Raw genomic sequence first — 20831 nt, forward strand, 5'->3', positions numbered from 1 at the left:
ATCGGGCAGGAGGGCATAATATGGCAACTTATTATGCCCTTTTCGTTTATTTGATATGGTAGCCGCTTGAAGTACTTAACTTCGTTTCGAACAACATTACGAATTTCCCGCTACCTGTTCAGGGTATTGGCTATTATGCTTTGGTCGCTTGGCGCATTGCTGACGACTTTTTACGTGCTGAATATCTTCCATAATAAAGAATCCGAGATCCGCGAAGAGGACAACCTTAACTACAATCAGGCTCAGGCTTACATAAAAAATACCGCCGAGATTGTGCGTAGTGTCAGGTCGATTGCGGAAAAACGCCTTAGCGATTCATTGAACGGTCTGGACATAATCAACGGCGTACTAAGCACTAAAAACGTCGATCCGACCTACCATTCGCTGTTTCCAGAATCTAACTGTTCCACGCTGACCGACAGTAATCGCAATGCCTTGACCTCGCTCGGCAATATGATCCACTACTGGAAAGACAACTTCTCAGACGACTATTCACTGCGGCGTATATTTTATATCGGCGGTGATAATCTTTGCCTGGTAGACTTTGGCGTCGTTGATAATGTCCCGACAATTCAGCGTGATAGCGTGCTCAAATCATTGCACGATCGCATTGTTAAATTCCGCAACGGCAAAAGTCAGGACAAACAAAAAAGCCAGTACTGGGTTCAGCCAGGCAATAATAAAGATCAGGGTAATCTGTATGTGCTGACGCCGATTTACGTCGGCAACAAGCTCGCGGCGATTATGGGCATTCAGCAAACCCTGCGTCTTGAAGACTTAACCGCCAGCAACGCCGCTCATGCTGGAGTGACACTGCTGGACGCAGATAATTTGCCGCAACTCAGTTTCTTTGAGGGCGATCGTTACACTTCGATACTCGACGGTTATCCATCAAGCCAGAGCTATTTTGGTTACATGAATGGTTATAACGATCTGATCTATAAACGACCTTTGCCGCCTGCCGGGTTAAGCGTGGCCTACTCGCTGCCGTTTAAAACGGTGATTGAGCGTTTTAGAATCCTTATTCTCAATGCTGTACTGCTTAACGTTTTCTCGGCGCTGGTGCTGTTTGTGCTGGCCTGGCTGTTTGAGCGCAAAATGTTCCTGCCTGCGGAAGAGAACGCTTTTCGCCTGGAAGAACACGAGCAGTTCAATCACAAGATTGTTGCCTCTGCGCCGGTCGGGATCTCGATTTTGCGCATCAGCGACGGCGTTAATATTTTGAGTAACGAGCTGGCGCATAATTACATCAGCATGTTGACTCACGAAGATCGCCAGCGCATAACGCGGATTATTTGCGATCAGCAAACGCGTTTCGTCGATATCATTACTCGCGATAACAACAACATTCAGCTCAGTTTTGTACATTCGCGCTATCGTAACGAAGATGTCGCAATCTGCGTGCTGATTGACGTGAGTTCGCGGGTGAAGATGGAAGAGTCGCTGCAGGAAATGGCCAACGCCGCCGAGCAGGCCAGCCAGTCGAAATCAATGTTCCTTGCCACGGTCAGCCACGAGTTGCGCACGCCGCTGTATGGAATTATCGGTAACCTCGATCTGCTGCAAACCCAAGGTCTGCCGCAGGGGGTCGATCGCCTGGTCACTGCGATGAACAACTCCTCGGCGCTGCTGCTAAAAATCATCAGCGACATTCTCGACTTTTCAAAAATTGAATCCGAGCAGCTTAAAATCGAGCCGCAGGAGTTTTCCTGCCGCGAGGTTATCACCCATATTGCCGGTAACTATTTACCGCTGGTGGTTAAAAAGCATCTTGGACTGTACTGCTTTATCGAGCACAACGTGCCGGAGATTTTCGTCGGCGATCCGGTGCGCCTGCAGCAGGTGCTTTCCAACATCCTGAACAACGCGATTAAGTTTACCGATACCGGCTGCATTGTGCTGCATGCGCGCACCTGCGGAAATTATCTGGAATTTATGATCCGCGATACCGGTGTGGGTATCCCAACCAAAGAGATAACTCGCCTGTTTGACCCATTCTTCCAGGTTGGCAGCGGTGTGCAGCGTCATTTCCAGGGCACCGGCCTTGGCTTGGCAATTTGTGAAAAGCTGATCAACCTGATGGACGGCGATATCTCGGTCGATTCGGAACCGGGGCTGGGTAGCGCCTTTACCGTACGCCTGCCGGTTTATGGTGAGGTACATCCGGCACCGCCGTCGTCACCCATCTGGGCGGGCAAGCGACTTTGGGTCAACATTCGCAACAGTTATCTCGAAAGTTATTTGATGCAACTGCTACGTCATCACGGCGCAGACGTCCAGCGCTGGAAGCCGGAGGATGAAAGTCAGGCCGAAGACGTTTTGATTACCGACATGCCGGTAATCCATCGCGGTGTGCTTTGCGCTCAAATCGAGTTTTCGATCGATCATATCGGGCCGCCGCGAGAAAGCAGTCCAGGCTATTGGCTGCATAGCACCTCGACTCCGCTGGAAATTACGCTGTTGCTCAACCGTATCTATCATTTGAAAACGGCAATTGAGAACAGTCTGGCGCTGTCTGAAACCATCGAGTCACAGGATAACGGCGATATTCTGCTGCTGGTGGTGGATGACCATCCGATTAACCGCCGGTTGCTGGCGGACCAACTTGGATCAATGGGCTATATTGTGGTTACTGCCAATGACGGTTTGGACGCGCTTGAAGCCATGAAAGTGCATCCTGTCGACATTGTGCTCAGCGATGTCAACATGCCAAACCTTGACGGCTATGGGTTGACCCAGCGCCTGCGTGAGATGGAGTATGTGCTGCCGGTAATCGGCGTGACGGCAAATGCGCTGGCCGAGCAGAAGCAGCTGTGTCTGGAGGCGGGGATGGATAACTGTCTTTCCAAACCGGTGACGCTGGACCAGCTGCGTAAAACTCTGGGCTTTTACAGCCAGCATGTGCGACGCAAACGATCTGCCAGTGTCTCGGCCAAGGTGTAGAAAAGGGTAGGGCATAAAAAAGGCACAACTGATGTTGTGCCTTTCTGCTTTATGACGTTGCTAACCGACGAAGCCGACAAGCTTAGCCACGGTCTACCGGAGTCGAGCTGACAGAAGACAGGTAGTTGAGCAGAGCGATATCATTCTCGACACCCAGTTTCATCATGGCTGATTTCTTCTGGCTGCTGATAGTTTTGATACTGCGGTTCAGCTTGCGGGCAATTTCTGTTACCAGGAAGCCTTCGGCGAACAGGCGCAGTACTTCGCTCTCTTTAGGCGACAGGCGCTTGTCACCGTAGCCATTGGCACTGATTTTTTCCAGCAGTTTGGCAACGCTGTCAGGCGTAAATTTCTTACCCTTCTGCAATGCGGCCAGCGCTTTCGGCAGGTCAGTAGGCGCGCCCTGTTTCAGCACAATACCTTCGATATCCAAGTCCAGCACCGAGCTTAAGATAGCCGGGTTATTGTTCATGGTCAGAACAATAATTGACAGCTGTGGGTAATGGCGCTTGATGTATTTAATCAGCGTTATACCGTCACCGTACTTGTCCCCAGGCATGGAGAGATCGGTTATCAGCACGTGGGCGTCAAGCTTGCTGAGGCTATTGATAAGCGCAGTCGAGTCTTCAAACTCGCCTACTACATTAACCCACTCAATTTGTTCAAGGGACTTACGGATCCCGAATAAGACGATAGGATGGTCGTCGGCAATAATTACGTTCATATTGTTCATGTGATTAGCTACCTTGCTGCAGCAGTCTGGAGACAAAAGAATCAATCTGATTAATATTGTCTGAGATCATCAACACTTCACCTTCGGCGAGATGCTGTTCTAATTTTTCACACAACTGCTTACCTGGTGTCAGGTTAAGCATGGCGAACACTCCCTTGAGCCGATGGGCAGTCTGGGAAAGCGATGTAAAATCACGACGTTGATTTTCATTATACAGTTTCTCTAAATCTTCCGGTACTGTATCGACGAAAAGCGGGTAATAGTCGCTGGCGAGCAGCTGTTTAACATAGGCGTCGATCTCGTCTTCGCCGGTACCGGAACCTGTTTTACCGTAAGCTGAATTTTCAACGCTGTTCGGGTCGGAGTAAGTCACATTCTGCTCCGCCTCTTCCAGCAATTGTTGTTCAATCAACAGTAAAGTTGCATCAATCAGGGCGCTGCCTATATTGTAATTGACGCGAATATAACGTTTTTCCAGTTTATGGAAGCCCAACTCATCGCTGGTGAGCAGCAGCGTAAAGCTATCGCTATTTTGTGCATTATCGGTCAATAATACATCATATTCACGCGTCGGTTGTCGTTCGTCGGCCACGATACAAATCGCACCATAGGCACTCATCACCCGTGTAACAATTCCGCGAACTTCATCAGCGGTGATGTCCAGCAGCACGGTAACATCTTCCAGCAGACCTTCATCGGATGCTTCGGCCTCGGTATCGACTGCTTCCTGCGTTTGCTTGATACGTACCGTGTAGCGGGTGCCAATATCAATCTTACTGCGGATCTCCAGTTGGCCACCCAATTTTTTGCACAGTTGATTACAAAGATAGAAGGTCAATCCCGAGCCGTGGTTAAAACGGTCTACCAGCGTCTGACTCAGGAACGGATAGTTGAGATTGCTCAGCTCTTCTTTCGATATGCCACTGCCGGTGTCGGTAATGTGGAAAATCAACTGATCTGGATGCTCTGGGTCCTGTTCACTGGTCAGCGTGATTTTGCCAACAGAAGTGGCAACAATTGCGTAATCAAGCAGAAGAGAAAGGATCTTTTTCACTGCCGATGCATCGCCAAGGTAATGATTCTGCGGGTTCATCTCGAAATGATTCAGCAGCACCAGGCCTTTCTGGTTGATTTTTGGTAAGGCATCCATCAGCAATTCGTCAGTCAGCGTAGCAAGCGAATAACGCTGTGTCGCCGGCTGCCAGTCCTGGGTTTCCAGACGAGTGAGCTGAGTGATGTTATCCACCAGCGTCAGGGTATCTTTCGAACCATTAAGCAGCGTTTGTTCAAGTTTATATCGGTCGTCGGCGCTACCCGAAGCATGAAGTTTTTCCACTATGCCATGTAATTCAATCAACGGCTGATGCAACTCGATGCCCAGATTATGTAGCATTAGCTTGCGTGCCTGAAGGTTTCTTTCGTGCTCGCGGCGTGCCTGTTGAAGCGTTTTGTTGACCATCGCCTCTTTATCCTGATCGTGCATCAGGAACAGGTAGGTATCTGGCGCTATCTGGCTGCGCACCATTCTGATTTCATAAACTTCATTATTTACCGTCGCCTGAATTACCCCGTGGTGCTCCTCGGCCATGTTGGCAATCTTGTCGAGGCTGAGATGTGGCAATAGCTGTTCGGCAATCTTGTTGCTGACCACCACGCTGTGGCTGCTGAAGTTGTAAATCAACAGTCCAACGGACAGGTTGGAAATAATCTCCTGATTCAATGCCTGCTGGGTGTGCAGCTGGTGTGCCAGGTTCTCGCTAGGGCGGATAAATTTATGACGGATCAGATAAATACCGACCATCGCCATGCCGAGCAGAATGAGGTTTACCAGAATTAACCAGAAATTGTTGTGCAATAGATCGACGATCAGAGCAATCAACGGGATTCGATAGGTCAGATTCAGCGGAGAATTGCTTAGCGGTGCTGTCAGGTAAATCGACCAGTCGTGCAGGGTCACAGTGCTGCCCGCGTTGGGGTCTTGCGGCGCATCGCCTTCGTTGACTGTGTCATTGTTGCTGGTCAGCTGGAAATTGTCCCTTGCGAGATTACCAGGGACTAAATCGCTCATAGGCAGATCAAAAGCGATTACCGTCGCCAGATTGCCAGGGTTATTGAAGGTGGTACGCAGCGAGAAGAAGTAATCGTTGGAATTTCGCTGCTTGCGCAGGTTGGAGTAACTTTCACGCTCGTCCAGCGTATTGGCCTGTTGCAGCATTTCTGCGCGACGGGCCTGCAATCCCGCATAAAAATAGTTTTCTTTTAGCCTAGAGTCTTGCTGCTGCAACGGCTGAGTAGTCACCATCATCAGGCTGTTGTCTTGCCCATTGAGATAATACAGGGTGTAAGGCTGGTTTTTAGCGCCCCACTGGTCATCGAGAAAATTGGAAATCTTGAGTGTGAGATCAAGCGTGGCCGCGTCATGGGTGCCATAAATTACCGCATCGGTTTTCTTGTGCGGCTTATTAATGAAAAACATGTCCTGACGCAGCTTCACTTCCTGCACGTTTGGCGGAATTTGTGCCAGTGGCTGACCTGTATAATTATCGTAAATCTGGTAGGTCAGGTAACGATAATGATCGACGCGCTTTTGCAGGCGTTCGGCAGTGTATTGCACAGTGTGCAGTCTGTCGCTCAAATAGGCATTGGTATAGTTATAGCCATACAGGCCCAGGCCGATTGCCAACAGCAAAATGAAGACCCAAAATGATCGCGTAATATTGGCCGAATTCAGCGATAAATATTTACTTGGCATGGTGGTGAGGCTTTTCCTTGATTAGCGCGTTACGGCGCGGGCACTGGCGGTAACCAGCAGCATCAGCGCAGCAACGAAACTTAATGCAATCGACAAACTGAATACTTGAGCAATAAAGCCAACCAGAGCCGGGCCGGCTAAAATTCCGGCATAACCCAGCGTGGTGACCGACGCAATTGCCAGATTGGCTGGCATGGTTTTTTGATTTCCGGCGGCGCTGAACATAATAGGCACCAGATTCGAAGCGCCAAAACCGACCATAACAAAACCCACCGCCACAGCATAGAGACTATCTACGGCCACGGAAAGCAGTAGCCCTGCGCAGGCAAGAAGGCTGCCGAAAAATAGCACTTTGAAGCGACCGAAATAGTTAACTACTTTATCGCCGGAAAGGCGGCCAATGGTCATTGCTACCGCAAACAGGGTATAACCTATCCCCGCATGATGTGGACTGACCGCGCGTTCGCTGGTTAAAAATAGTGCGCTCCAGTCAAGCATCGCGCCTTCGGTCATAAACATCACGAAACACAGCAGTCCGAGGAAGATTACCCAGCCTCGCGGTAGCACCAGCATGGGATCGCCTTGCTTGCTGCGAGTATCTTGCCAGAGATGCCTGCTGACCGCGAACAGCGTAATTAGCGTCACCGCGATCACCACAAGGCTGGCGATAAACGGCGTAAAGCTCAACGATAACAGACCGCTTACTGCCAATGCGCCCAGAATGCAGCCGATACTGAAGAATCCGTGAAAGCCTGACATCATTGCACGGCCGCTGGCTTTCTCGACAACCACGGCGTGGACGTTCATCGCCACGTCAACCATGCCCATCGCCACGCCGAACAGCAATAATGCCAGTGCCATACCAGCGGTTGTGTCCATCAAGGTCAGCAGCGGAAGGTCTATGCAGATAAGCACGAGTGCCAGAATGATCACCGCTTTGCAGCCAAGTTTTCCGGTCAGCATGCCGGTTAAAGGCATCGAAAAGGTTGAACCCGCGCCGAGGCACAGTAATAGTAGCCCCAGCGTGCCGTCGCTAATATCAAGGCGCGTTTTAACGAACGGCACCAGCGGCGCCCAGGCCGACATGGCGAATCCGGAAAGTAAAAAGATAATACGGGTCGACATCTGTTGGGCTCGGCCCGGTCTGGCTGCTGGCTTGGCTAGCGCTATCGTCGATTCGGCTGGCATCTGGTCGTCAATCCTTTGTTATTGTTCTTGGAAGTCCATTTGCAGGAGATAACGAATATTTGTCGATAAACGGCTATCATTCAATAAAAAAAGCCAGTTTTGGGTAAAACTGGCCGCATATTCTAACAGATAGCTTCGGGCAGTGTTATTTCCGATCGTCCTAATCTGCCTGCTGTGTCACGGATTCTTCATCGGGCAAAGTCGGTGCCTTGCTTAGTCGATAAGGCGCGGTAAAGTCTGCGCCATCGACTTTGCGTTTGTCTTGCCACAGGCTCATGCGCGCGCGAAGTGAACCCTCCAGCTGTGTCAGGGCATGGCGGGCAACGTCTGATTCAGGATTTAGCTCAAGCACGAAATTCATCAACTGCCAGGCAATATATTTATTCTTCTTGCAGCTGATGCCCTGCATGTAAGCCATGCCGAGAGTATATGCCGCTTCGAAACGCTCGGAATGGCTGGTCTGAGCCAAAATTGCAGGCAAATCGATTTCCACCGCCTGACGTTTGTCTGCATCCGGCCCGAGATCCAGCGCACAGCTTGCACGCCAGTAGTCCGCCGAAGGGTGACCCGCATCGCTGGCGCGCTGATACCACTGCATCGCCTGCTGATAATCCACTTCGCCGCCGAGGCCTTCGCGCAGGGCATTGGCGCAGCTGAACATTGCCGGTACCAGACCTGAACGCGCTGCGCTTAACACACAGTCGAGGGCATTGCTGTCATTATGTAAAGCTTCCGGGACATCCTGGTGCCAGGCATTACGATAAAAGAAGAACAGTTCATAGCTGTGAATTGCGCTGCCACGACGCGCCATTTCGGTCATCAGAAAATGTGTCGCGTCGAGGTCATCATTAATAGCCATGTCGTGGGCCAGCACCAGTAAGTCTTTACTCACTGACTCGGTAGACTGTTGCTGCTTCATGAGAGACCAGGCGCAATCCATTAACCCGTTGCTCAAGGCAGGATCGCAAGGCAGACCGTAAAGTCCGTAATTAACCGCAGCGGCGGCAAAAGCGGTCAGCAGTGGATCATCGGCGCGATTGATGGCGCGGACAAGCAGTGATGTCAGCACCGATAGGCCCTGCAGCTGCTCATTCGCCAGCACGGCGCGCGAGATAAACAGCGCGGCAAACTTACCCGGCATAGCGTCGGGAGCAACGGCAAACAGCTCGGCATAAACCTGTAACCCGGCGCTGTCGTCATCTTGCCAATAGGCGATACAGGTCCCGGCGAGATTTAACAATGCGATACGTGTAGCCGGCTCGAGGGGCTGAGCCAACAGTGCCGTTAATTGCTGCTGTAATTTTTCGGCCCGAGGGGACTCGCGATCGGCTATTTCACCGGCCAGGGCGTCGAGCAGGGCATTGGCGCGGAACTGATTACGCTCGTCATCGCTAAATTCTGCGCACATCGGGCCTTCGATAATCTGATTTTGCTGCTCTTCGCCGCCGCCCCAATAGCTTGAATGGAACAGCAGATAGGACTCCATACTGCCGACATCGCTGTGACGCACCGACATCGCCATACGCAGCCAATAATCCAGCGCATCTTCCTGGTCACGGCGAGTTTGTTGCAGCGCCGAGGGCAACTGTTGCGGCCAATGGGTCGCCGGGGCAACACCTAATTCATAGAGATAAGCGGCACCCTGATGCCAAACCGGGCTGTCTTTGATATTAAACTGCTCGTGCAAAGGTTTGGGTGATTGACCGACAAACAATGCGCGCAGCCAGTAAGGTTCGCCAAATCCGCCAGCAAGATTCATCATGTGTCTGAAAGCATGGGTAGGGCGCGGGTGGCAGGCAATAGCATTAAGGAAAGAAAGTACTGCATAGTCACAGCACAGTTGCGCGCCAAGCCATTGTGAATCTTCTACTTCGTGCTCTGGCCCTTTACCTCGGCGGATAACCCACGCCTGCTCGTGCCAGAACATCCCCATCAGGCAGTGGACGTGATAGCTGGTCGGGCACTGTTGCACCCAGTCATTAAGAATTTCCAGCCGCTGGTGGGCGTTTTCGTCCTTGGAGAATAGGGTGTCGGGATGCATGATTAAACCATAAGCGTTGCCTGCTTCAGTCTGGTTCTGCCAACCGCGCATTTGTGACAACAGCCACTCGTCTAATTTCAGGAAACGGCGGGTTGCCAGAAGCATTTGTGCCTTGGCGATGTTGTCTTGCTTGTCCGGTTGTTGCATGCGATTCCTTGTCACCTGATCAATAGTCGAAATGTGCCAGTGTAGCGACCCTCGAAGCTCGCCACAGCGGGATTGGTCTTATAGTAACGGAATCTGCAATCACCTTCTTGGTTAACTGACAACAGAATTTGGAAAAAACGTGGAGGTTAAAGGCATTTCATTAATAAGGTTAAACAATAAATAAAAACCTTACTGACTGTATGTTAAATCAACCACCAATAACTAAATCGCTGTTTTATATTATTGATTTAAATATTGACTATTAAAGAATTGTCATAAATGGTTGGGTGTTTATACCAAAGATATATTTTAAAACTGATAAATAATGAGCTTAATTCGTGCCGTGAAATAAATGGCTATTTAGAGAACTCAGATTTTTCAAGAAGGTTGAGTAAAGGGTGGGGTAATAACCATTATAAACTACAGCACTAAATGCAAAAAAAACCGGCCATAAGGCCGGCTGTTGTGTCCAAAAACAGGGGATAATGAAAGTAATAAATAACAAATAATGATGATAGCGGGATTGATTATAGAGCAAAGCCCAGATTTTGATTTATCACTTAGTGCGTTTTACATTGCCTTCATCTTACTGATTTTAATGGTTTAATATTTATTTTAGCGATAAGTGCCTTATTTTTTTTATTTACACTGCTGACAAAAGTTCAGAGAAATACAATATTTGTTACATTTACTTATTAATATGAAACACTATCACTAATTCAGTATCATTTTCTTTATGGATTAATACAGATAAATCCTGAGAATAGGCTTGTCTGTCGAGTACAACAATTTTTTCACATTCGTAAACTTATAATCCAGTGGCGGCAACTCGACACCTATAATGAGGATAGATAAATGAAACTTCGCGTTCTTTCACTTGTGATCCCTGCGATATTATTCGCAGGTGCGTCAAGTGCGGCAGAAATCTACAACAAAGACGGCAATATATTAGATCTGAACGGTAAAGTAGACGCAGAGCATTATTTCTCAAAAAATGACGGTGTCGATGGCGACCAGTCCTATTTGCGTTTTGGCTTCGATGGTCAGACAAAGATCAGCGATCAACTTACTGGTTATGGCCAGTGGGAGTATCAGGCAGCATTAAACTCTGCCGAAGAAGAAGGTACTGCCAATAGCTATACCCGTGTAGGTTTCGCCGGTCTGAAATTCGGCAATTGGGGTTCACTGGATTACGGCCGTAACTACGGCGTGCTGTATGACATCGGTTCATGGACTGACGTCCTGCCAGAGTTCGGGGGTGACACTTACACCCCTGATAACTTTATGGAACAGCGCGGCAACGGTATGCTGACCTATCGCGCTACCGACTTCTTTGGTCTGATCAAAGGGCTGAACATTGCTCTGCAGTATCAGGGTAAAAATGACAACCCGGGCGGTGAATCCTCAGGTCGTTCTGCTCAGGCAGCAAACGGCGACGGTTACGGTATGTCTGCAACTTATGACCTGGGAATGGGCATCAGTGCAGCAGCTGCTTACACCAGCTCCAAGCGCACCACCGATCAAAACGAGCTGGACTATGGCGATGGCAACCGCGCCAAGGCCGGTAGCCTGGGTCTGAAATATGATGCCAACAATGTTTATCTGGCAGCGATGGTGACTCGTACCAAGGATTTGACCCGCATTGGCGATGATTCAGACGATCTCGACGGCTTTGCCAACAAAGCGACTAACTTTGAGGCGGTTGCACAGTACCAGTTCGACAGCGGCCTGCGCCCATCGTTGGCGTTCCTGCAATCGCGCGGTAAAGGCATTAACAGTGATGTTGCGGGGGGTACCAACTATGGTACTCAGAATATCGAGAAATATATCGATATCGGCACTTACTACTACTTCAACAAAAACATGTCTACCTTCATCGACTATAAACTTAACTTGATGAAAACCAATGATTTCACAGACGCTACGGGCATTAATACCAAAGACGTTGTAGCGGTAGGCCTGATTTACCAGTTCTAAGCATTGCCTTTTACAGACACAGATACAAAGACACAGACAGAAAAGACATAGATAGAAAAGACGCAGCCCTGGGGTTGCGTTTTTTTTGCCGTTGGGCCGCTTAGTCAGGCTGTTGCAGACCACTGCTCGAGCAGCAAACATAGCATTTGCTGTAAAAGTTGCGTCGCCTTGACAGCGTCGTTCTCCATTTGTGCCTTCACGATTGCTCCATCAATCAATAGCGCAGCACTCTCGGCTATCTGATTTTTATCTGAGAATTCCTTAAAATATCCGGCTATCACGTCGACCATGTCTTTTTTGTGCGCTACTGAAATCTTCAATACTTCAGGAAGGGCATCACCATATTCCAGACTGCTATTGATAAAGGCACAGCCGCGATAGTCCCCACGCGTGAACCATTCCAGCAAAGTTGCCGCTAATGCAGCTGGAAAAGGAATTGCTGTCGATGTCTTCTCACGCAAAGTTTCACTAAACCAGCATATCCAGCGCTGGTGGCGATAGTCTAGAAAGGCCAGAACCAGGGCTGATTTACTCGGATAGTGCCGGTAAAACGTGACCTTGGTGACACCCGCCTGTTTGATAATTAAATCAATACCGGTAGCGCGAATACCGTCGCGATAAAACAGGTCATGGGCAGTGTGCAGGATCCGCTCGCGCGCGGCGAGTGAAGTGGTTGCAGGAGAGGGCCGCATTTCCATAAAGCATCCTGTTGGCAAGTCGATTGGTTAATAGTTAATACATGTAGACAGCTTTGTCTACATCGGCTAGTGTGACAGAAGTAGACAGAGTTGTCTACGTAAGGTGCAGAAGCATTATCTATTAAAAGTGAGGAAATAATGACCGATAACAACAGTTCAAATGTGAAAAAACCACTACCGCCCTTTACGCGAGAAAGCGCCGCCGAAAAAGTTCGCCTTGCCGAGGATGCCTGGAATAGCCGTGACCCACAGCGTGTCAGTCAGGTTTACTCTGTTGATACCCGTTGGCGCAACCGCAGTGAGTTTGTCAGCGGTCAATCAGATGTGGTGGAGTTCTTGCAGCGAAAATGGGCGAAAGAGTTGGATTATCGACTGATTAAAGAGCTTTGGGCTTTTGATGGCGAGCGTATTGCTGTGCGCTTTGCTTACGAATGGCACGACGACTCGGGTAATTGGTTCCGCAGCTTTGGTAACGAAAACTGGGCATTCAATGAACAGGGATTAATGTACGAGCGCCACGCCTGTATTAACGATTTACCGATTAAAGAATCAGATCGTAAATTTAACTGGCCGCTGGGGCGTAGACCCGACGATCATCCGGGTCTTGGTGAGTTAGGTTTTTAATCAGGCAGATTTTTGCTGGATCATGTGCAGCGGTGGTGCGACATCGAGTTTTATCTCGGGATTTTGGCGAAACTCGTGAGGCGTGATGTTAAAACGCTTGCGGAACATATAGGTAAAGTGCGACTGCGAGCCAAAGCCAAAATCCATGGCGATATCAAAAATAGATGAATCGCTGCTGCTCAATTGATAGACCGCGCTAGCAAGGCGACGTTCGCGAATGTACTTGCCGAGGGAAATGCCTGTCGACTCTTTAAAGAGTTTTTGCATATGCCAAAGTGAGTAGCCAGAATATTCTGCCAGCTCCTCAAGATGGATCACTCTGCCCAAATGGCCTTCAATCCATTTGCTGAGTGCGTTAACGACAGAGAGGTGAATATCTTGTGCCATAGCCTGTCAGTGATTAGTTTCGATAAGATGATTATACACAAATTCGCGGCCTAAGCGGCCACGACGAATCCGCAATCCAGAGCAGCAAGTTTAAATCATCTGCGATTATGGCTTAAAATCCTGCACTGGTGCTTAACGTAGCAGTATCCAGTGAATAATGCGGGCAATAACATCGTCCAGAACCACAATGCCAACAAGGATTGCGATCACCATTAAAATAAAACGTTTACCGGTGGGCAAAATAACCTCTCAAGAACCTTGTAGCCTAGTGTCGTTAACCCCAGGGGTTAGTGCCACGCATGTTCAGGGCGATGACTAAAAGACAGACTGTCAGGAAAACCAGGATAACAATAAAGAGTCTTTTCATATTGGAAGACCGCGTCTATGAAGGAAAATTAACACAGAAAGGTACAAAATTCATTTGGCCAAATCTAGTCTTGCCGCATGAAATTGTTAACTTTTGATATGTTATTAACGCCTCTATTGAGCACCTTTTTCTTTCAACTTAACAGCTTTACTGGAAGACACGACTGTCGTTGGCGGTGTTTCAGGGACCAAAGCATCGGGCGCAATGTTCATATGATTCAGCACTTGCCCCATAATGTCGCCAAAAATCGGGCCAGCTACGGAACCACCGAAGTGTCGACCTGCCTGAGGATTGTTGACCATTACCACCAAAGCGACGCGAGGATTACTTGCCGGAGCCACGCCCGCCGTGTAGTTAATATAACCGCCGTCGTATTTTCCGCTCGGCCCCATCTTCTCTGCCGTACCCGTTTTAATCGCCAGTCGATAGCCTGGCACCGCGGCGCTCAAACCCGATCCGCCTGGCAAGGCATCGCTTTCCATCATATGTACCACAGTTTCAACCACACTTTTGTCCATGACTCGCGTTCCGAGTACCGGTGGTGTCACTTTAGTGATAGAAAGCGGGCGATAAATACCAAAAGAGCCGATGGTGGCGTACTCGCGGGCAATTTGCAGCGGCGTGACGCGCAGGCCGTAGCCAAACGCAAAAGTTGCACGTTCGATATCGGCCCAGCGCTCACGGTGCAGCGGGAAATAACCGCCGCTTTCGCCGCCAATGCCTAGATCGGTTGGTTTGCCCAATCCAAATGAACGATATTGATCGACCAATACTTGTGCAGGCATCGCCAGCGCAATATGTGATACGCCGATGTCACTGGATTTTTGCAGCACGCCGGTAATGGTGAGTGCGGATTCGTGTCCAACGTCGCGGATGAGGTGTCCGTTAACGGTATAGGGGCGAGTATCCAGAACGGTATCGGGCCTAATAATCTTATGCGCCAGACCTGCCATGACAACCAGTGGCTTTACAGTGGAGCCGGGTTCAAAGCTGTCGCTAATCGCCACGTTACGCATGTCTTTAACGTCTGTGCCAGCGTAATTATTTGGATTGAAAGAGGGGTAGGAGGCCATTCCTAAAATTTCACCGGTATTGACGTCAACCATGACAGCAGCGCCGGAGTCTGCCTGGTTCAACATTACGCCTTTGCGCAGCGCGGCATAAACAGTGTATTGGATATAGCTGTCAATGCTCAGGTTAACCGTCGGCGGCTGCTGCGGCGGCACGTCCTTCAAAATACCAATGATATTGCCCTGACCATCCTGGCGATACTCGCGCATGCCAGGTTTACCTTCCAACAGGGAGTTGAAACCTTTCTCAATGCCAGTCAGCCCTTCATTATCAGTACCGACCACGCCAACCAGATTAGAAGATGCTTCACTCATTGGATAATAACGGCTGTCATCATGCTGGAGGATAACGCCGCCAAGATGCAGTTCACCGATATCTTTGGCGATACCCTGTTCGATTTTTCTGCCCAGGAACACAAAACGACGTTTAGGATCGCTGGTAATCGTCTGCTGCAGCTGTGAAAGCGGCATGTCGAGAGCCGAAGCAAGATACTGCCATTTAGGGCTGTTTAAATCACTGTGCAGTTGTTCGATACGGAAAGGGTCGGCGATAACGTCTTTTGAAGCCACGCTTAATGCTAATGGATGGCCATTACGATCGGCAATGGTGCCGCGATCGGCAGGAATGATTTGGGTGCGCAGCGATCGCTGATCGGCCTGACGCTCGAGCATTGGCCGGTTGAGGAGCTGCAGATAGCCAACTCGTCCGAGCAGTAATAGCATACATACGACTATCCCCAAGCAAATCAACGCGAAACGTTTGGAATAAAAATGAGGTTGGGCGCTGTTTTTCTTGGGATTTGGCATCGATTACTTCGCAAAGTCGTTAAAATATTTTATCTTCTTTGGCTATCTTATAATAAGCCATCGCAGTGACATGTTTATTTTAGTTGCGCTTTGTAAGTAAATGAGTACGGATTACTCGTGGGAGAGCCATTCGTCAGCTTCATCAAACATCTCTTCAAGCATTTGATTCAGCTGTGACTTTTCCTGCTTACTTGCGCCGTGAGTGCTGAGACCGTTGGCCTGCATGGCTTTTACCTTTATTTCAGCATCCGGGAACATTCTGTGTACCCGTTTGGTTAACTCAACAGTAATCTTTTCACCGGCATCAGGGATTGCCGCCACATTTCTTTTGTCGTAACTCAGTTCAACCCGCATAGCCTGCTCTCTATCTTTCTTGGTCGTTTTAAGACGTCATCGGTCATCATGACATATCAATAGAATTAAAAATGTCGCCCATGAAGTTTTGGCTGGATAAATATACAGTTAAACGGAGGAGGGGCCAAGCGATTATTTCGATAAAATCAGGAGTCGTGACGTTTGTTGAAAAGCTCGATCAGCCGCCACAGACCCATGACCATGAAGCCCAGCACAGTTCCATAGACTCCTAATTGAGTGATTGTTCCGGCAAGGCCCAGCTGCGGTGGCATCTCGCCCGAGAGGCTTCCGTCAGGAAGTTTATGCTGCACCGGAAAGGCCAGAAAATAGATAAAGGAAAGACTGCCCATGCCCAGCAAAAAGCTGCAAAGCAACCAGTAGACTTTCTTCATCCCGTTCGCGCGCACGGCGATGCTGGCCGCTGTTCCAAACAGGATGACGATAAAAATAATCACCAGGATAAGCATCACGACATCTTGTTTCATGAACTCTGTTTCCTCTTGAGCCAATCACTACCAGCATCATTGCCTAATCGAATACTAATCTCCTGACCCATGAGAGGCAATCGTTAAACAAGAGAACTCTTATTGTTACATCAACTTAATAGGAATAAGGTTAGAGCTACAATGAAGAAAAGGAGAGCACCATGGGATTTTGGAGAATTCTGTTTACCATTCTTATTCCACCGCTGGGTGTGTTAATTGGCAAAGGATTTGGATGGGCATTTATCATTAATATCATTCTGACTATCTGTGGCTATTTCCCAGGCCTGATACACGGTTTCTGGGTTCAAACCAAGAAATAATAAAATAAGCCCTTGTACCATCACGGTACAGGGGCTTTTTATTGTTATTTATATCAATTTCAATCGATTAGCGGCTAAATCAGTAAACAGTTTTAATGAATGCCAGTAGATCGCTGTTCAACTGATCCTGATGGGTTGCGGCAAAACCGTGTGGCCCATTCTCATAGGTTTTGAGCTGTGAATTAGTAATTATTTTGGCCGACAGAGCGCCGGTGGCTTCAAAAGGAACAACCTGGTCTGCCGTGCCGTGAATAATCAGAGTCGGGACATCAACTTTGGCTAAATCGCCGCGGAAATCCGAGGTCTGAAAAGCCGTTACACAATCGATAGTGCTTTTTAACGATGCCAGCAGCGCGATATTTAATGTCTGTGTGAGCACACCCTCTGAAACCGTCTGTCCTTTATTTAGCCCATAGAAAGGTGTCGCAAAATCACTGATAAACTGCGCCCGATCTTTGCGTAATCCATCCCTGATGCCATCAAATACAGATTCATCGACACCTTCAGGATGATCCGCCGTTTTGCCAAAGATTGGCGTCACCGCACCCAGCAGCACAAGAGCACTGACGCGGTCGGTGCCGTAATTGCCGATATAGCGTGCGACGTCACCGCCACCCATCGAAAAACCCACCAAGGTGATATCGTGCAGGTCAAGGTGCTCAATCAAACCATTGATATCCGAGGCGAAAGTATCATACTCATTGCCAGTCCAGGGTTGTTCTGAACGCCCAAAACCTCGGCGGTCAAAAGCAATCACGCGGTAGCCGCGCTCAGCCAGGAAATTCAGCTGGCTGTCCCACATATCTGCATCAAGCGGCCAGCCATGGCTGAAAAGGATCGGCTTACCCGTGCCCCAATCTTTGTAATAAATGCTGGTACCATCTTGTGTTTTAAATGTGCTCATGAGGTTCCCTTATTTATCAATTAGTGAATTCAACAATGTTTTTGACGTCTGGCAATAACATTAACTCGCGGGATTTAATAAAGATAAGGCAAGATTTTGGACAACTTGTTGAACAAATTTATCAATGACCGCTGCAGGGGCAAGGCATCACAAAACCCAGAGCTAAAATTATAGACAGGCAAATCGAGATTGAAGAGAATCTTGTCGCCCATGTTTATTAATGTGATTAAAGTGACTGTTTTTTAATGGTTTTTAGAAACACGTTGTGTGATTAGTAACGCTTTGTCAATCAACGAGTTTGATGGGAGGCGTATGACTTATTCAGCTTTAGGATTTAACGGGGAACGGCATGATCCACTCGGCCGTGGCACGCATTTGGGTAACGGATATCGGACCTTCAATTCCACATTGATGCGATTTAATACTCCAGATAGCTGGAGTCCTTTTGCCAATGGTGGAATCAATGCTTACGCCTACTGTCTTGGCGATCCGATTAACCGCGCCGATCCCTCCGGCCATATGAGCTGGTCGGCCAAAATAGGTATTGGTTTAGGGATCCTGGGAGTTTTGGGGTCAGTGTTTACCGGTGGTGCGTCGCTGGTTGCGGCCGGTAGTTTGGCAGCAGCGTTTGCCACGGCTTCTACATCATCATTGGTCGTCGGAGGCTCGGCGTTGGTTGCCAGTATTAGCGGGATTGCCAGTGCGGTAACAGAGGAAAGTAACCCACGGGCCTCGGCCGCGCTGGGCTGGCTATCTTTGGCTAGCGGAGTCGTGTCTTTCGGCAGCGTACTCAGTGCCTCGGGATCTAAATTGATTTACAACAGCACGGCTCTGTTACGTCGACGATTACAGACTATTCAAACCGTTGGTATGAGCGGGCGTGGGGCGCAGGCTGCGGCGCGGGAAATGAATCAACTTGCTGAGCGAATAGTCCATTATGAACTACCTCGTAATTTTGTTACGTTCCGAAGGGGTTATGAGGCGTCTAGCAGAATTATTCTCAGCGACGCAGGGCTCTTAGGTCCCGTAGATACATTGCCATCGTCCCCTTTAGACTTGGGGCCGCATCTGCGTATGTTAGGTGTAAGAATACCGATTTATAGTACCGATCTGCTCGCTATTGCTTCACCTGAAGGGGTTTACCGCACACAGCTTCTACGAGTTTACAACGAGTTAGGACTTTCTTCCGGACAACGAACATTTCGTTCGGTACCGATTTCTAACCCGCAGGCCGTCGGTGGAAATACCTCTCGGTTACCGACATATGGTGAGGCTGTTAACTCGAATCGTCCACCAGCCTATTCGGAACACGATCCTTTGCAAAGTAATCTACCTGCTTACACAGAAGATCATGACGAACATGAATGGTTAGAATCTACCACTCATTTGTAATGCTAAACTCTTAATGTATTGAAAGAGTTATAAAATAAATATTCATCCTGGATACTTAGTTTAGGTGAAAATCGAAAATAGTTCGATCAAACTCCTGTCGCAGCCAACCAGGGATAATAATTATTTCTGCAATAAAACTGTCATCCCGCAGTGCTAGCGTTAAGCGCAAATAGACTAATCTTCTGATTATAAGGGAAAGTTATGAAAATTCGCTTAACGCTGATTGCTGCTGCGCTCATGCTTGCACAGCAGGCTCAGGCCGTTTCTTTACCGCAGGCCGCGGCGGTTGCCAACAGTACCTCTTTCGCCTCTACCAGCCAGCCTTATGATGCACTTCAGGCTCAGGAGTTGCAGGCTGAAATCACCAGTCTGAAAGGTAGTGAGAGTATCTTGAAGAGGGAGCAACTGGAGAAGGCCAAGCAAGGCGCTGCTCTGGCGGACCGCGCCTGGTTGAAGGCCAGCGGATATGATTTTCAAACCAAAACTAATCAAAAAGCGGGGATTGAGCTGCTTGCCAGCTTTAGTACTTTGCCTGCTTCAATATTGCAGGCCAGCCTGCAAAGCGTGACCGATATTAACCGCGATGCCGTGCAAGGCACCCGTCAAAAAGCCTTGGCCGATGCAGAGGGGCAAAACTACCTTTATTTCCTTGCCGACGCGCTCGGACCTCGTTTAGGTAAAGCTTTCCTGACAGCTTATGACAAGGGGGAAATCAGCAAGGCTGCGGCGTTAATTAAAGCCAGCGAAGTCAGCACCAGCGCTGCCAAAAAACACTTTAACTATTCTCGTCCGTTCCTCGTCAAAGGCAATACCATTCACTTGGTGCCAGATGACACCGTCGTTAAAGATAATCAACCTTACTCCGCAGACGGTGGCTCGTTCCCGAGCGGCCATACCAATACCGGCTTCACCGATTCGGTGCTGCTGGCGCAAATGCTGCCGGAGCGCTATGACTCTTTGGTCGAGCGGGGTGCGCGTTACGGTTATTCACGTATTGTTCTGGGGGTGCATTATCCCCTGGATATCATCGGCTCAAGAATGGTCGCTCAGCGAAACGTAGCCAATTATCTCAACGATCCTCGTTATCAGGCGCTGTTCAAAGAGGCCAGCGAACAACTGCGTGCAGCGCTGGAAAAAGAGTGCGGAACTTCACTTGCAGAGTGTGCGAAAACGGCTGGGAAAGACGACCCATATCGTTCAGCTGATATGAAACAGTTCTATCAATTCACCATGACTTACAACCTGCCAAAACTGTCTGCAAAAAATACGCCGCTGGTAGTGCCACCGGGAGCCGAAGTGCTGCTGCAAAGCGCATTGCCTAATCTTTCGGCCGCACAGCGCCGCCAGTTGATGATCAAGACTGCACTACCTGCCGGTTATGCGCTGTCTGGCACAACGCCGGACCAGGCATTTTGGCAGCGACTTAATCTTCCGGCGGCCTATGCTTTAGCCAAAACGGGTAAAGCTCATTAAGCCAAATCGGCAGCGCCTCTCATCCGACCAGTAAATTATTTTCACTGCAAAGTTGTACAAAACTCATTTTGTTGTATAACTTTGAAGTGTGGCGATGAGCTACACGTAACGAAAGGTGCTTTGCGCCGCCTCTGAAAGTGTTACGGAATTTCACTTTCAGAGGGTTTTT

16 protein-coding genes are annotated in these 20831 nt (G+C 49.0%); 6 read left to right on the plus strand and 10 right to left on the minus strand.

The window, feature by feature from the left end:
• The first annotated feature begins 66 nt into the window (after positions 1 to 66).
• Positions 67 to 2943: a two-component system sensor histidine kinase RcsC gene (gene rcsC, locus SPM24T3_RS09235; RefSeq protein ID WP_037378066.1), complete on the plus strand. Its 2877-nt coding sequence runs from the start codon at positions 67 to 69 to the stop codon at positions 2941 to 2943.
• An 82-nt stretch (positions 2944 to 3025) separates the two neighbouring features.
• Here rcsC and rcsB read toward each other — a convergent pair whose 3' ends face one another.
• The 4 genes from rcsB to SPM24T3_RS09255 form a co-directional block, all read right to left on the minus strand.
• Positions 3026 to 3676 carry a response regulator transcription factor RcsB gene (gene rcsB / locus SPM24T3_RS09240; RefSeq protein ID WP_009636479.1) on the minus strand — a complete coding sequence of 217 codons (651 nt, stop codon included), beginning with the start codon at positions 3674 to 3676 and terminating at the stop codon, positions 3026 to 3028.
• 4 nt (positions 3677 to 3680) lie between these two features.
• The gene (gene rcsD / locus SPM24T3_RS09245) at positions 3681 to 6428 is read right to left on the minus strand and encodes a phosphotransferase RcsD (RefSeq protein ID WP_009636480.1); all 2748 of its coding nucleotides are present in this window, start codon (positions 6426 to 6428) and stop codon (positions 3681 to 3683) included.
• A 21-nt stretch (positions 6429 to 6449) separates the two neighbouring features.
• Positions 6450 to 7616 carry an MFS transporter gene (locus SPM24T3_RS09250; protein WP_009636481.1) on the minus strand — a complete coding sequence of 389 codons (1167 nt, stop codon included), beginning with the start codon at positions 7614 to 7616 and terminating at the stop codon, positions 6450 to 6452.
• A gap of 160 nt (positions 7617 to 7776) precedes the next feature.
• A complete protein-coding gene (locus tag SPM24T3_RS09255; RefSeq protein ID WP_009636482.1) occupies positions 7777 to 9804 on the minus strand; it encodes a DUF4034 domain-containing protein in 2028 nt (675 codons plus the stop codon).
• 855 nt (positions 9805 to 10659) lie between these two features.
• On the opposite strand from SPM24T3_RS09255, the gene ompC reads away from it, so the two are divergent.
• Positions 10660 to 11781, plus strand: a complete 1122-nt coding sequence (gene ompC, locus SPM24T3_RS09260; RefSeq protein ID WP_009636483.1) for a porin OmpC — start codon at positions 10660 to 10662, stop codon at positions 11779 to 11781.
• A 104-nt stretch (positions 11782 to 11885) separates the two neighbouring features.
• Here ompC and SPM24T3_RS09265 read toward each other — a convergent pair whose 3' ends face one another.
• Positions 11886 to 12479, minus strand: a complete 594-nt coding sequence (locus SPM24T3_RS09265) for a TetR/AcrR family transcriptional regulator (RefSeq protein WP_009636484.1) — start codon at positions 12477 to 12479, stop codon at positions 11886 to 11888.
• A 138-nt stretch (positions 12480 to 12617) separates the two neighbouring features.
• Here SPM24T3_RS09265 and SPM24T3_RS09270 point away from each other — a divergent pair, with 138 nt between their 5' ends.
• Positions 12618 to 13103, plus strand: coding sequence for a nuclear transport factor 2 family protein (locus SPM24T3_RS09270; RefSeq protein ID WP_037378067.1), 486 nt, complete (start codon positions 12618 to 12620; stop codon positions 13101 to 13103).
• On the opposite strand, the gene SPM24T3_RS09275 is transcribed toward SPM24T3_RS09270, so the two are convergent.
• From SPM24T3_RS09275 to SPM24T3_RS09290, 4 genes are all read right to left on the minus strand, one after another.
• Positions 13104 to 13490, minus strand: a complete 387-nt coding sequence (locus SPM24T3_RS09275; RefSeq protein ID WP_009636486.1) for a helix-turn-helix domain-containing protein — start codon at positions 13488 to 13490, stop codon at positions 13104 to 13106.
• Between the two features lie 480 nt (positions 13491 to 13970).
• Positions 13971 to 15734, minus strand: coding sequence for a penicillin-binding transpeptidase domain-containing protein (locus SPM24T3_RS09280; RefSeq protein ID WP_050956152.1), 1764 nt, complete (start codon positions 15732 to 15734; stop codon positions 13971 to 13973).
• A gap of 111 nt (positions 15735 to 15845) precedes the next feature.
• Entirely contained in the window at positions 15846 to 16088 is a 243-nt protein-coding gene (locus tag SPM24T3_RS09285; protein ID WP_009636488.1) for a DinI family protein, read from the minus strand.
• A gap of 146 nt (positions 16089 to 16234) precedes the next feature.
• Complete coding sequence (locus tag SPM24T3_RS09290; protein ID WP_009636489.1) at positions 16235 to 16573, minus strand: hypothetical protein; 339 nt, start codon at positions 16571 to 16573, stop codon at positions 16235 to 16237.
• A 161-nt stretch (positions 16574 to 16734) separates the two neighbouring features.
• Between SPM24T3_RS09290 and SPM24T3_RS24625 the strand changes: the two genes are divergently transcribed.
• Positions 16735 to 16893, plus strand: a complete 159-nt coding sequence (locus tag SPM24T3_RS24625; protein ID WP_009636490.1) for a YqaE/Pmp3 family membrane protein — start codon at positions 16735 to 16737, stop codon at positions 16891 to 16893.
• Between the two features lie 79 nt (positions 16894 to 16972).
• On the opposite strand, the gene SPM24T3_RS09300 is transcribed toward SPM24T3_RS24625, so the two are convergent.
• Positions 16973 to 17797: an alpha/beta fold hydrolase gene (locus SPM24T3_RS09300; protein WP_009636491.1), complete on the minus strand. Its 825-nt coding sequence runs from the start codon at positions 17795 to 17797 to the stop codon at positions 16973 to 16975.
• A gap of 312 nt (positions 17798 to 18109) precedes the next feature.
• On the opposite strand from SPM24T3_RS09300, the gene SPM24T3_RS24275 reads away from it, so the two are divergent.
• Both SPM24T3_RS24275 and SPM24T3_RS09310 read left to right on the plus strand, forming a co-directional pair.
• Positions 18110 to 19189, plus strand: a complete 1080-nt coding sequence (locus SPM24T3_RS24275) for an RHS repeat-associated core domain-containing protein (RefSeq protein ID WP_009636492.1) — start codon at positions 18110 to 18112, stop codon at positions 19187 to 19189.
• A gap of 201 nt (positions 19190 to 19390) precedes the next feature.
• Positions 19391 to 20662: a phosphatase PAP2 family protein gene (locus tag SPM24T3_RS09310; RefSeq protein ID WP_009636493.1), complete on the plus strand. Its 1272-nt coding sequence runs from the start codon at positions 19391 to 19393 to the stop codon at positions 20660 to 20662.
• Positions 20663 to 20831: the final 169 nt, after the last annotated feature.

This window comes from Serratia sp. M24T3, assembly GCF_000257645.1.
Lineage (GTDB): Bacteria > Pseudomonadota > Gammaproteobacteria > Enterobacterales > Enterobacteriaceae > Rouxiella.